The following is a 12,208-nucleotide window of genomic DNA, read 5'->3' on the forward strand; positions in this document are numbered from 1 at the left end:
CATATCGTTGGGGCCAGGCCCGATTTTGCCTCTTGACAATGTCCTGCTCATATTAAAAGGAACGTCCCCAAGTGCCAACCACGGAAGCGCCGATGTTTTGGCATCGCCAGCGAGCGGGTCGCATTTGAGACAAGGTGACGTGAAACGAAAGGGCGCTGACCTTCTGGTCGCGCCCTTGAAGTTGAACGTCAGATTGTCCAAATGCGGCCCGCGCAGCGTCGGCCGGTCCGCCGTTCGGTAGAACGGCGGAACTAAATCAACTTGAAGCCCTTGCGCTTACCCACAGAAAGGGTGTCGCCCAGCTTGAGGGCGCTGGGATCGATGTTGTAGCTCTTGGGAGCCACGGCCTTGCCGTTGATCTTGACGCCACCGCCGTCGATATCGCGACGAGCCTGGCCGGCGCTCGCCGAAAGGCCCAAGTCCTTGAGCAGGCCGGCGAGGTAGATCTGGCCCTCGTCGTTGACGGTCAGCTCGACATGCTTCTCGGGGAAGTCGGCAAGCTGGCCCTCCTTGAACACGCGGTCGAACTCGGCCTGAGCCTCGTCTCCGGCGCCGGCGCCGTGGTAGGTGTCGCACAGGTCGCGGCCCAGAGCGCGCTTGAGCTCGTAGGGGTCGGCAGAACCATCGGCCAGGGCGGCGTCGATCTTGTCGACCTCGGCCGGGGTGAGCGAGCTGGCCAGACGATAGTACTTGCCGATCATCTCGTCGGGGATGGACATGGTCTTGCCGAACATATCCTTGGGAGCGTCGGTCAGGCCGATGTAGTTGCCATAGGACTTGGACATCTTGCGCACGCCATCGGTGCCCTCGAGCAGCGGCATGGTGAGCGCGATCTGCGGCTCCATGCCCATCTTCTCCATGAGCTCACGGCCAGCGAGCAGGTTGAAGAGCTGATCGGTGCCGCCCATCTCGACGTCGGCCTTGATCTGCACGGAGTCGAAAGCCTGCATCACGGGATACAGGAACTCATGCAGGGCGATCGGCGTCTGAGACTGGTAGCGCTTGGTAAAGTCGTCGCGCTCGAGGATGCGGGCGACGGTGAACTTGGAGCACACCTGCAGCAGACCGGCCAGATCCATCGAAAGGATCCAGTCACCGTTGTGCACGATGGTGGTCTTCTCGGGATCCAGGATCTTCATGGCCTGGCTCACGTAGGTCTCGGCATTGGCCTCGATCTGCTCCTGCGAAAGCTGCGGACGGGTGGAATTCTTGCCCGAAGGGTCGCCAATCAACGCGGTACCGTTGCCGATGATGAGGGTGACGTTGTGGCCCAGGTCCTGGAACTGACGCATCTTGCGCAGCGGCACGGCGTGGCCCAGGTGCAGGTCGGGGCTGGTGGGGTCGACGCCGAGCTTGATGTTGAGGGGCTCGCCCTTCTCAAGCTTCTTGCGAAGGTCGGCCTCGGGAACGATCTGCGCGGCGCCCGAGGTGATGATACGCATTTGCTCGTCAACAGACAGCATTGGGTATCCTCCTTTTGCTATAGCACCCTCGCCGAAAACGGCGGTGCTGGAAGTCCATAAACTCTCTTATGATAACAAACTGACGCGACGCAGCACCTACGACAGGAAAATCCTCGTCCTGCCGCATGCGTCAATGGCAACTGGCAGACGTGTACCGTCACGCTCGACCAGATAGCGTACCTGCCGACGACGCAAGCAGTCGCGGCAACGAACCTGTCCCGTCGCATCGGTGGCGCAGACGCCCTCGGCGGTCAGCAGGCAGTGCTCGCACACCATAAGCTCGGGACGGTCGGCGTCGACCGGACCCAAGACGCCGGGTTCAGCGGCCAGTTCGGCAATACGCTCCGCATCATTGCCGAGCAACTCCGCCGGCAAGCACACCCGCCCCGCACCGAGTCCGCGCAGCCAGGTAAGCGTGGCCCGATTCGCGCAGAACACCGGCGCCGCCACGTCAAACGTCACGCCCAGCTCGCGAGCGATCACCACCTGTCCCAGGTTGCGGCAGACGACGCGCCCGGCACGCTGTATCAGTGAGCGGGTCCAGTCAGCGTCACCCGTGCGGCACACCTCGTCAAGCACCACAACGGCGTCGGACAAATCAAGTTCTCCGCGCGGGTCGGCATCCATCAGCTGCCAAGCAAAAACCATGCGAGTGGGAACCGCGCACTCCACCAACTCCGTGGACGCACCGCCATCCACCGCAACGTCCTCAAAGGGCAGCACCTCAACGGCACGCGCAACGGGCGCAATCGCATCCGCCTCGGCCCGCATGCGCTCCAACACCGCCGCCGTCTGATCCAACACGCCGGCGCTGCGAATCAGGTACACCTCGCAGCCCGTGTCAACCTTACGCTTGCAATGCACGACGACGCGCTCCCCCGCTGCGGCATCCACCGGACAGGGCACCTGCGGCCAGCGCTTGGGCACATCGGGACGCGCGTCGGCACCCGGATAAAACCGGATCTCGAGCGTGTCACCCGCCGCCACGGCGGCGTCGAGCTCAACGGTCACCTCTTCGTGGCCCACAGCGACCAAGCGCCCCACGCGCACGCCCTGGTTAATCGCACGCTCAAAGCTCATCAGCTCGGCACCCGAACGCCCTCGCAGGTACGCATCGGTAAACCCACGGTTAAACGACCTTCCCAGCTCGCGTTCAAGCTCTTCCACGACATCGGGGTCCCACGCGCCGTCGCGCAGCATATCGAGTGCCCGGCGCCACACCCGCACCACGTTGAATACGTAATCGGGGTTCTTCATGCGCCCCTCGATCTTGAGCGACGCCACGCCGGCATCTACAAGCTCGGGCAGATGCGCAATACCCAGATAGTCACGCGGGCACAGCAGGCGATCTCCCTCGACGGCGACAACGCTCTGCCCCGCCTCGTCCACCAGGTCGTACGCCAGACGGCACGGCTGCGTGCAGTCGCCGCGCATCGCCGAGCGTCCACGCCGCAGGGCCGAGAACTCGCACGCCCCAGAATAACCGATGCAAATCGCACCGTGGCAGAATACCTCGATGGGCACGCCCGTGGCACATAGCGCCGCAATCTCGTCGACCGTCAGCTCGCGCGCCGTCGTCACACGCTCGACCCCCAGCTCATCGGCGGCAAGCCGCACGGCGCCTTCGCTATGAACGCCCGCCTGCGTAGACAGGTGAATCTCGACCCCGGGAATCGCCGCGCTCAGCGTGCAGGCCAGCCCGGCATCGGCCACAATCAGAGCATCGGCGCCCAGCTCCAGTGCATGAGCTCCCAGCGCCACCGCATCGGACAGCTCATCGTCAAACACGAACACGTTGAGCGTCACGTACACGCGCACGCCATGGGCATGCGCCGCGGCGCAGCCGCGCGCAAACTCGTCATCCGTAAAGCCATGCGCGCTCACGCGGGCGTTAAAGCCGCCCAACCCCGCGTAGATGGCATCGGCACCCGCGGCGATGGCCGCAAGCATCTGGTCGAGCCCGCCCGCCGGCGCCAGCAGCTCGGGCAGCGCCGCACCGGCAGCATCCAATCCAGTCTCGTATTGTCCGCTCGGCCCCATCGCCCGAATCGCCATCGGCAAACTCCTTACCAAGGTATGCATTCACTCTGAAAAATGCCGTCTTCCAGCATACACGAGGCCTCGCGCGCCCCGTTTGGTTTATCGTGTAATAACTTATGTCCATCCTGCCCCGACGGCACATCCACCGTCCGGCACGACATACCTGGAGGTCAATATATGGGTCCTCGCCAACGACAGGGACGCAGCCGTTCAAAGACGCATGCTCTGCCCATAATCCTGCTCTCGTTTTTGGGCTTTCTGCTGATTGCGGGCGTGGCATTTGGCATCGGCATGGTCGGCAACGTCAACCGCTGGCTGTCCGATCTGCCCGACTACACCGACGCCAACGCGTATCTGGTGAGCGAGCCCACCGAGATCGTCGACTGCAACGGCAACAAGATCGCGAGCTTCTACACGCAAAACCGCAAGTCCATCACCAAGGACAAGGTCTCCCCCTACGTGCTGCAGGGCACCGTTGACGTCGAGGACGAGCGCTTCTACGAGCACGGCGGTATCGACCTGTGGGGTATCGCGCGTGCTGCGGTGGCAACCCTCGGCGGCGGACACGAAGGCGCCTCAACTATCACCCAGCAGCTGGTGCGCAACACCATCCTGCAGGAGGAGCAGTTCGACTCGACCATCGAGCGTAAGGTGCGCGAGGCCTACATCGCCGTCAAGATGGAGGACATGTACTCCAAAGACGAGATCCTCATGATGTACCTCAACACCATCTATTACGGCCACGGCGCCTACGGCATCGAGGCCGCAGCCGAGACCTATCTGTCCAAGAGCGCCGCCGACCTCACCCTCAGCGAGGCCGCACTGCTCATCGGCCTTCCCAACTCGCCCTCGCAGTACGACCCCACGGTCAACCCCGACCTGGCACTGTCCCGTCGCAACAAGGTCCTCGACAACATGTTGCGCCTGGGCCACATTACGCAGGAGGAACACGATGCCGCACAGGCCGAGCCCATCACCCTCAACGTGACCGAAATCTCGGGCAGCGGCGTTGACGTATACTCGCAGCCCTACTTTGTCGCCTATGTTAAGCAGCTGCTGGAGCAGGAGTTCTCGACCGACGTGCTCTTTAAGGGCGGCCTGACCGTCAAGACCACCATCGACCCCACGATGCAGCAGGTGGCAGAGAATGCCGTTCGCGAGCAGCTCGACACGCTCTCGCTCGACGGCCTGGACATGGGCATGGTCGTCGTCGACCCCAAGACCGGCTACATCAAGTGCATGGTGGGCGGCTACGATTACAACGCCGACGAGAACCACGTAAACCATGCCACGGCCAAGCGTCCCGTCGGCTCCACCTTTAAGGCCTTTACGCTGGCAACTGCCATCCAAAACGGCATGAACCCCAACGTCACCCTCAACTGCAACTCGCCGCTCAAGGCCAAGGGCACCACGACCGAGGTCCAAAACTACGCCAACCATAGCTATGGCAACATCACGCTTAAGCAGGCGACGGCATACTCCTCCAACACCGGCTACATCCAGGTGGCGGAAGCCGTCGGCAACAGCAAGATCATCTCGCTCGTCAAAAAGCTCGGCATCGATCCCGCCAAGGACAACATCGAGGACGTTCCCGTCATGACCCTCGGCACCGGCTCGATCTCGCCGCTCGAGATGGCCGCCGCCTACGCGACGTTTGCCAACGGCGGCTACTATCGCCAGCCGATCGCCATCACCGAGATTGACTCTCGTACCGGTTCGGTGCTGTACCAGCACACCGACAATCCCTCACAGGTACTTACCGAGGGCGAGGCCGCCGCGGTCACCGATGTTCTGTCCGACGTCATGAAGGGCGGCGGTACGGGTGCTGCCGGCGCCCTGAGCGTCAACCAGCCCTATGCCGGCAAGACGGGCACCACCGACAACACCACCAACCTGTGGTTCTGCGGCTATACCCCGCAGCTGGCGTGCGCCCTGTGGACCGGCTATTCCGCGGGCGAGATTCCCATCCAAAAATACGGCACAGACCTGCTGGGCGACAGCACCAACCTGCCTGTCTTTAAGCGGTTTATGAACACCGTTCTGACCGGTACCGAGCGCGAGGAGTTTGCGACCGGAACGGCGCCCACCTACAAGAACAACAGCGTCTGGAAGTTCTACGGCACCAACAACACCAAGAAGACGGAGAACGACGACAAGGACGAGAACGAGGACGAAGAGGAAACCACCACAACGACTACCACGACGACCACGACCACCGAGACCACGGGCGGCGACACCACCGGCGGCACCGGTACGACCGATGGCTCGACGGGCGGCTCCACTGGTGGTTCGACCGGCGGCGATGGCGGCACGCCTACGCCTACGCCTACGCCTACGCCTACACCCACTCCCGACCCCTCGCCCACGCCTGACGATACGGTTGGCTAGAAATTCATCCGGCCATTAGCAACAAGGCCCCCGAGCAGCTTATTAAAGTGCTCGGGGGCCTTTTAGTTTAAAGCGACCTGGTGGACGGCCTTTATACCGGCAAACAATATAGGGGGTACCGACCAACGTCGATACCCCCTTACAAGCCACCATGTCACGCACACAGTGCCGAGCGCACGACCCGCACGCCTACTTGCGAGAATTGCTCAGCTTATTGATCAGCGCCTCGAGACGCTCGCCGTCCTCGGCCGTCTGGGCAATAACCAAAATCGTATCGTTGCCGGCAAGCGAGCCAAGCACATCGGGCAACTCTGCCGCATCAACGGCGGCGGCGATGCCGGAAGCCGTACCAGGCTGAGCCTTGATCATAACCAGATTATCGGTGCGCAGAACGCCCGTTACGAGCTCGGAAACCATACGCTGCAGGTGCAGGTCCTCTGCCAGAACATAGATGCCCTCAGGGAGCTTACGCAGCCCCATATCGGCAATATCGCGAGAGACAGTCGCCTGCGTGCAATCAAAGCCCATAGCGCGGAGCTCATCGACCAGCACGCGCTGCGTGCGGACGTCCTTATTGCGCACAATATCTCTAATGGCATCCTGGCGCCCATTGCGTTTTTTAGCCATACAAACCCTCTCTCCAAAAGATGGCGGAGACAATCAATCAGTGATTGAATAGTTTAACGCTATTTGAAGGCTTTTGTGTATAAGAACGCATTTCGAAACAATTCTATGCAAATTTGTTTCGAAATGAGCCGTTTAGGCGGTTTTTGCGCCCGTCCGGTTAAGAAAAGCTGCCAGATGCGTACACATCACGCAGCGCGCGGGCTTGGCGCTGGCGATCGGCCCAAACAACAGACCGAGTCCCCGATGGTTATCCTTGAGCGCGGCGACCATCTGACGGGTTCGAGGCGCCTCGAGCATATCACGCATGCGGGCGGAACGCTCGATTGACGACACTCCATGCGGGCTAAGACACAAATTCTCGATGCAGGCGACCAGTCCGGCAAAGTAGAACTTTTGGCTTGCCAGCTTGAGCCGACCACCGCTATCTGCTTCCGAGAGTGAGTCCGCAAGCTCGTCGAGCGCTCGAGTGTCATCGGATATCCTGGCATACATGGTGGGATCAAAGGCATCTGTAAGCTTAGGTGCCACCGCGTGGAAACAAGCGTCGCCGCAGCCGGACACGAATCGTGCCTGCGAGAGCGCATAAGCCATAAACTCAACCGTACGGTACGCCTTGCCACGCGACAGGCATGCTTCAAACAGCGGACGGCTATACATCACGCCAGAGGTCTGAGCGACTAGGCCGCCCAAAATCAACTGAGGCAGCCCGGCCACCATCGAAGATTTGCCATCAATGGAAATATGAGTAGCATCCAAGACGCGCGAATGACACTCGCGATGCGCATCGTATCGATCGAGCGACACCGAGGGGAACACTATGTCTGCCGCAGTATCGCACGCGATATCGACCATCTTGGAAAGGGCCTGCGGAGCAAACCACTCATCGGCGTTCATGGCGATGATTTGAGAGCCGCGCGAGACAGCAAAACCGGCACGAAGGCAAGCGCCGCGCTTCGCGTCCTCGACGTCAATCAAATCAATATGGATGTCCCTGTCGGCAGCAACTTGAAGCGAATGGCGCACACCGGGCGCAGCATCGCGGCAAACAACGACAATCTGCAAATCGTAGAGGTCTTGGTTCTGGATACTCTCGAGCGCACGCATCGCATAGCTGGGCGAACCTTCTACCACAAGAATCACCGAAAGTCGCGGATGCGAGCCACGTCGAACCAAGTTATCCGTCCTCTCGACAGCAATGAATCAAACCGTGGTTCATGGTACACCCCGGCAATAAAAGCAATGAGACACCGGTTGTATTGCACGCCAAGAACAGATGTTGCACACGCGCAGCCCACAGATAATGGGTGTCGACGCACGACGCGTCGAGCCCTCCCCTAGTCGAGCACGACGAGCTCGGCGGGATCGTAATCCACGCCCATAAACGTAAGGCCGCAGGCAGGAGCCGTGGGGCCCGCAGCGGTACGGTCGCAAGCATCGATGACCTCGCGCATCCACTCGGGTTCACGGCGATGCATGCCAATCGCGACAAGCGTGCCAACGATCGTACGGACCATCGAATGCAGAAACGCATTGCCCTCGATGGTAAACGTCAGGATGTCCTCGCCAAACGCAACCTCATGGCCAAACTCGGCGCGCATTACGCAGCGGTGCGTAGGTTTGCCCACGGCAGAAGCAACCTTGCAAAAGCTTTTAAAGTCCTGCTCGCCCAGCAGCGCGGGGCAGGCAGCAGACATAGCCTCAACATCCAAGGGATAGCGATGCCACCACACCGCACCGCGGGACAGCACGGGGCGCGCATCTCGATCGGCAATACGGTACGTATACGTACGGGAACGCGCGTCAAAACGTGCAGAAAAGCCTTTACGGGCCTTGTAGACCTCGTTGATGGCGATATCTTTGGGCAGCAGGGCATCCATAGCCCGCAGCCACCTACGGCGCGTTAGGGCGAGCTCAGCGTCCGTTACGGGCACGCTGATGTACTGAGCCACGGCATGCACGCCGGCATCGGTGCGACCCGCGCACGTCAGATCGATCGGACGGCGAAGCAGCGTCTCGATGGCTCGACGCAGCTCACCCGCAACCGTCGTCTGTCCCGGCTGCTCGGCAAAGCCGCTATAGGACGAGCCATCGTATGCCACGCGGAAAACGAGCGTGGCATCGAGCTCTGGAATCGAATTGAAATCAGACGGCGCGGTCATGGGCGCTCCCAACAAACAGGCAATGGCATTTCGACAAAAAAAGAGGGGTACGCGAACGTACCCCTCGAATATAGCCTATGCAGACGGATTGTCTACTCAGCGGTCTCCTCAGCAGGAGCCTCCTCGGCAGCCTCGACCTTCTTGGGAGCAGCGGCCTTCTTGGGGGCCGGAGCAGCCTTCTTGGCCTTAGGCGTGCAAGGCTCGGTGACGAGCTCCATGATAACGATGGGAGCGTTGTCGCCCTTGCGGTTACCGAGCTTCATGATGCGGGTATAACCGCCGTTGCGATCCTGCCACATACCCTGGGCAGCCTTGTCGAAGATCTCGGCAACGAGCTGCTTATCGCCGAGCTTGGCGATAGCCAGACGACGAGAGTGCAGGTCGCCCTTCTTGGCCCAAGTGATGATCGGATCGACGACCGAACGCAGCGCCTTAGCGCGGGTCTCGGTGGTCTTGATGCGGTCGTTCTCGAAGAGGGCCTTAGCAAGGCTCTTCTTCATGGCCTTGGTGTGGCTCGCATCGGTGCCGAGCTTCAGGCCCTTCTTAACGTTGTGACGCATGGTCTAGTTTCTCCTCAAATATGCGAAGCATTAAGCCTTCAGGCTCAGGCCCATGGACTCAAGCTTGTCCTTCACTTCCTCGATCGACTTAACACCGAAGTTACGGATGTTGAGCAGATCGTTCTCCGAGAACTCAACGAGCTGACGGACCGAGTGAATGCTGGCGCGCTTAAGGCAGTTGTAGGAACGGACGGAAAGGTCCAGATCCTCGATCTGCTTGTCCAGCTCGGCGTTGTCGTTGGTGACCTCGGGAGCGAAGATCGAAGCCTCCTCCTCGACCTCGGGGGTCTCGGCAAGGTTCATAAAGGCGGCCATATGCTGGTTGATGATATTGGCAGCCTGGACCACGGCGTCGCGCGGGGCGATGGAGCCGTTGGTCTCGATCTCGAGGACAAGGCGGTCGTAGTCGGTGTGCTGACCGACACGGCAAGCCTCAACGAGCTTGGCGCAACGGGAAACCGGCGAGTACAGCGAGTCGACGTGGATCACACCGATGGGATCGTTGTCGCGCTTGTTGGCCTCGCCAGAAACATAGCCGCGGCCATAGCCGATGCGCATGCTCATGGTGAGATGGCCACCCTCGGCGAGCGTAGCAATGTGCTGCTCGGGGTTGACCAGCTCAAACTCGGACGGAATAAAGAAGTCCGCACCGGTGACCTCGCAGGGGCCGTCAACCGATATGGTGGCGGTCGCCTCGTCGGTCGTGCCGAGAGCCCTGAAGACAAGACCCTTGACATTCAGGACGATGTCGGTGACATCCTCGACCATGTTAGGGATGGTCATGAACTCGTGCTGCGCACCATCGATCTGAATAGCCTCGACGGCGGCACCCTCGAGCGAGGACAGAAGAACGCGACGAAGGGAGTTACCCAGCGTATCGCCGTAACCACGCTCGAGCGGCTCGACGGAGACACGAGCAGACGTCTCGTTGATCTCTTCGACCTGAACCTGAGGCCTAATGAATTCTGACATGTATTACCTCCAGCCTCAGCAGCCCGGATGGACTACTTAGAGTAGAGCTCGACGATGAGCTGCTCGTTGATATCACCGCTGATCTGCTCACGCGTCGGCAGAGCGAGCACGTTACCAGACAGCTTCTCGATATCGACCTCGAGCCAGCCAGGGACCTCAAAGCGCTCGGAGGAAATCAGGGCCTCCTTGATGGGGAGGAGGTCACGGAACTTCTCGCCGACAGCGACGACGTCGCCGGCCTTGACGCGGTAGGACGGGATGTCCACGCGCTTGCCGTTCACGGTGAAGTGACCGTGACGGACGGACTGACGAGCCTCTTTGCGGGTGCGGGCGAAGCCAAGACGGAAGACGACGTTGTCGAGGCGAGACTCAAGAATGATCATGAGGTTCTCACCGGTGACGCCGTTCATCTTACGGGCCTTGTTGAAGTAGCCGTGGAACTGCTTCTCCAGAACGCCATAGATGAACTTGACCTTCTGCTTCTCGCGCAGCTGCATGCCGTACTCAGATTCCTTGCGACGGCGCTTGGGCTGACGGATAGATTCCTTCTTGCTGCTGTAACCGAGCTCAGCGGGATCGATCCCGAGCTGACGGCAGCGCTTAAGAACAGGAGTCCTGTCGATTGCCATATTGATACGATCCTTTCAGTTACACGCGGCGACGCTTCTTGGGGCGGCAGCCGTTGTGCGGAATGGGGGTCTTGTCCTGGATGCTCGAGACCTCGAGGCCAGCAGCCTGGAGGGAGCGGATAGCGGTCTCACGACCGGAGCCGGGGCCCTTGACGAAGACGGAAACCTTCTTCATACCGTGCTCCATGGCCTGCTTGGCAGCAGCCTCGGCAGCCATCTGGGCAGCGAACGGCGTGGACTTACGGGAGCCCTTGAAGCCCACCTGGCCAGCCGACTTCCAGGAAATGACGTTGCCCTGGGGATCGGTGATCGAAACGATCGTGTTGTTGAACGTAGAACGAATGTGAGCCTGGCCCACGGAAATGTTCTTACGGTCCGCGCGCTTCAGACGGGCAGCGCGAACGTTCTTCTTAGCAGTAGCCATCTATCTAGCGCTCCTTATTTCTTCTTCTTAGCACCGATCTGACGCTTCGGGCCCTTGCGGGTACGAGCGTTAGTGTGGGTGCGCTGGCCGCGGACCGGGAGGCCCTTGCGGTGACGAAGGCCGCGGTTGCAGCCGATGTCCATAAGGCGCTTGACGTTCTGGTTGCGCTCACGGCGGAGGTCGCCCTCAACCATGATCTGGTTCTTATCGATATAATCGCGGATGGCGTTAACCTCATCCTCGGTGAGGTCCTTAACGCGCGTATCCACGTTAACGTTGCACTCGACGCAAATCTTCGTCGCAGTGGTGCGGCCGATGCCGTAAATGTAGGTCAGACCGATCTCAACGCGCTTCTCACGCGGGAGGTCGACACCATTAATACGGGCCAACGTAGTCTCCTCTCTTAACCCTGACGCTGCTTATGACGGGGGTTCTCGCAAATGACGAGGACCTTGCCATGGCGCCTAATGATTTTGCACTTATCGCACATCTTCTTGACCGAAGGACGTACCTTCATCGTTCTTCCTTTCGGTAGCGCTCAAACTACTTCCCTACTATCTACTCGCCCAGCCGCAGGCGTTTAAAACTATGGCTGGTCTTCACACACAATCCGACCGTAGGTTGAGCTAAGCCTGCAGTCGGAAATGGAGTGCGTGTATGCGTGCCGCTATTTATAGCGATAGGTGATGCGGCCGCGGGTCAGGTCGTACGGGGAAAGCTCCACGACAACCCTGTCACCGGGGAGAATACGGATGTAATTCATTCGGATCTTGCCAGAAATGTTGCACAGAACCGAATGACCGTTCTCGAGCTCAACCTTAAACATGGCATTGGGCAACGGTTCCTTTACCGTACCCTCGAGCTCAATTGCGTCTTCCTTCTTCACAAGCAATCATCTTTCTCTAGAAAACGACAGCGATTGAGTATTTTACAACACGTATGCACG

At 60.1% G+C, this 12,208-nt stretch carries 13 protein-coding genes; 1 reads left to right on the top strand and 12 read right to left on the bottom strand.

Going from position 1 to position 12,208, the window contains the following annotated elements; all coding sequences use genetic code 11:
- Window positions 1-251: 251 nt before the first annotated feature.
- Window positions 252-1,463, bottom strand: coding sequence for a tyrosine--tRNA ligase (tyrS, locus tag ARB25_RS08770; RefSeq protein ID WP_006235283.1), 1,212 nt, complete (start codon window positions 1,461-1,463; stop codon window positions 252-254).
- Window positions 1,464-1,559: 96 nt separating this feature from the next.
- Window positions 1,560-3,518 (bottom strand): U32 family peptidase, encoded by a 1,959-nt coding sequence (locus ARB25_RS08775; protein ID WP_172676356.1) that lies wholly within the window; start codon window positions 3,516-3,518, stop codon window positions 1,560-1,562.
- A gap of 162 nt (window positions 3,519-3,680) precedes the next feature.
- Between ARB25_RS08775 and ARB25_RS08780 the strand changes: the two genes are divergently transcribed.
- Entirely contained in the window at window positions 3,681-5,891 is a 2,211-nt protein-coding gene (locus tag ARB25_RS08780) for a transglycosylase domain-containing protein (protein WP_055287445.1), read from the top strand.
- A gap of 189 nt (window positions 5,892-6,080) precedes the next feature.
- Here ARB25_RS08780 and ARB25_RS08785 read toward each other — a convergent pair whose 3' ends face one another.
- From ARB25_RS08785 to infA, 10 genes are all read right to left on the bottom strand, one after another.
- Entirely contained in the window at window positions 6,081-6,518 is a 438-nt protein-coding gene (locus tag ARB25_RS08785; RefSeq protein ID WP_006235280.1) for an arginine repressor, read from the bottom strand.
- A gap of 132 nt (window positions 6,519-6,650) precedes the next feature.
- Window positions 6,651-7,649: a glycosyltransferase family 2 protein gene (locus tag ARB25_RS08790; RefSeq protein WP_156327725.1), complete on the bottom strand. Its 999-nt coding sequence runs from the start codon at window positions 7,647-7,649 to the stop codon at window positions 6,651-6,653.
- A gap of 203 nt (window positions 7,650-7,852) precedes the next feature.
- Window positions 7,853-8,677, bottom strand: coding sequence for a tRNA pseudouridine(38-40) synthase TruA (gene truA, locus ARB25_RS08795; RefSeq protein WP_055287449.1), 825 nt, complete (start codon window positions 8,675-8,677; stop codon window positions 7,853-7,855).
- Between the two features lie 92 nt (window positions 8,678-8,769).
- On the bottom strand, window positions 8,770-9,237 hold the full coding sequence (gene rplQ / locus ARB25_RS08800; RefSeq protein WP_055287451.1) for a 50S ribosomal protein L17: 468 nt from the start codon (window positions 9,235-9,237) through the stop codon (window positions 8,770-8,772).
- Between the two features lie 30 nt (window positions 9,238-9,267).
- Entirely contained in the window at window positions 9,268-10,209 is a 942-nt protein-coding gene (locus ARB25_RS08805) for a DNA-directed RNA polymerase subunit alpha (protein ID WP_055287452.1), read from the bottom strand.
- Between the two features lie 32 nt (window positions 10,210-10,241).
- On the bottom strand, window positions 10,242-10,838 hold the full coding sequence (rpsD, locus tag ARB25_RS08810) for a 30S ribosomal protein S4 (RefSeq protein WP_006235275.1): 597 nt from the start codon (window positions 10,836-10,838) through the stop codon (window positions 10,242-10,244).
- A gap of 19 nt (window positions 10,839-10,857) precedes the next feature.
- Window positions 10,858-11,262, bottom strand: coding sequence for a 30S ribosomal protein S11 (gene rpsK, locus ARB25_RS08815; RefSeq protein ID WP_006235274.1), 405 nt, complete (start codon window positions 11,260-11,262; stop codon window positions 10,858-10,860).
- Between the two features lie 14 nt (window positions 11,263-11,276).
- Window positions 11,277-11,651, bottom strand: coding sequence for a 30S ribosomal protein S13 (gene rpsM / locus ARB25_RS08820; RefSeq protein ID WP_022094275.1), 375 nt, complete (start codon window positions 11,649-11,651; stop codon window positions 11,277-11,279).
- 14 nt (window positions 11,652-11,665) lie between these two features.
- Window positions 11,666-11,779 (bottom strand): 50S ribosomal protein L36, encoded by a 114-nt coding sequence (gene rpmJ, locus ARB25_RS08825; protein ID WP_006363204.1) that lies wholly within the window; start codon window positions 11,777-11,779, stop codon window positions 11,666-11,668.
- A 150-nt stretch (window positions 11,780-11,929) separates the two neighbouring features.
- The gene (gene infA / locus ARB25_RS08830; RefSeq protein ID WP_035137443.1) at window positions 11,930-12,148 is read right to left on the bottom strand and encodes a translation initiation factor IF-1; all 219 of its coding nucleotides are present in this window, start codon (window positions 12,146-12,148) and stop codon (window positions 11,930-11,932) included.
- Window positions 12,149-12,208 lie beyond the last annotated feature (60 nt).

Source organism: Collinsella aerofaciens, from assembly GCF_001405375.1.
In the GTDB taxonomy this organism is placed as follows: domain Bacteria; phylum Actinomycetota; class Coriobacteriia; order Coriobacteriales; family Coriobacteriaceae; genus Collinsella; species Collinsella aerofaciens_F.

Excerpts from the sequence above, each read along its gene's own strand:
- rpsD (WP_006235275.1), bottom strand. The coding sequence starts at position 10,838 with ATGGCAATCGACAGGACTCCTGTTCTTAAGCGCTGCCGTCAGCTCGGG.
- ARB25_RS08775 (WP_172676356.1), bottom strand. The coding sequence starts at position 3,518 with ATGGCGATTCGGGCGATGGGGCCGAGCGGACAATACGAGACTGGATTG.
- truA (WP_055287449.1), bottom strand. The coding sequence starts at position 8,677 with ATGACCGCGCCGTCTGATTTCAATTCGATTCCAGAGCTCGATGCCACG.
- rpmJ (WP_006363204.1), bottom strand. The coding sequence starts at position 11,779 with ATGAAGGTACGTCCTTCGGTCAAGAAGATGTGCGATAAGTGCAAAATC.
- tyrS (WP_006235283.1), bottom strand. The coding sequence starts at position 1,463 with ATGCTGTCTGTTGACGAGCAAATGCGTATCATCACCTCGGGCGCCGCG.
- rpsK (WP_006235274.1), bottom strand. The coding sequence starts at position 11,262 with ATGGCTACTGCTAAGAAGAACGTTCGCGCTGCCCGTCTGAAGCGCGCG.
- ARB25_RS08805 (WP_055287452.1), bottom strand. The coding sequence starts at position 10,209 with ATGTCAGAATTCATTAGGCCTCAGGTTCAGGTCGAAGAGATCAACGAG.
- ARB25_RS08785 (WP_006235280.1), bottom strand. The coding sequence starts at position 6,518 with ATGGCTAAAAAACGCAATGGGCGCCAGGATGCCATTAGAGATATTGTG.
- rplQ (WP_055287451.1), bottom strand. The coding sequence starts at position 9,237 with ATGCGTCACAACGTTAAGAAGGGCCTGAAGCTCGGCACCGATGCGAGC.
- ARB25_RS08780 (WP_055287445.1), top strand. The coding sequence starts at position 3,681 with ATGGGTCCTCGCCAACGACAGGGACGCAGCCGTTCAAAGACGCATGCT.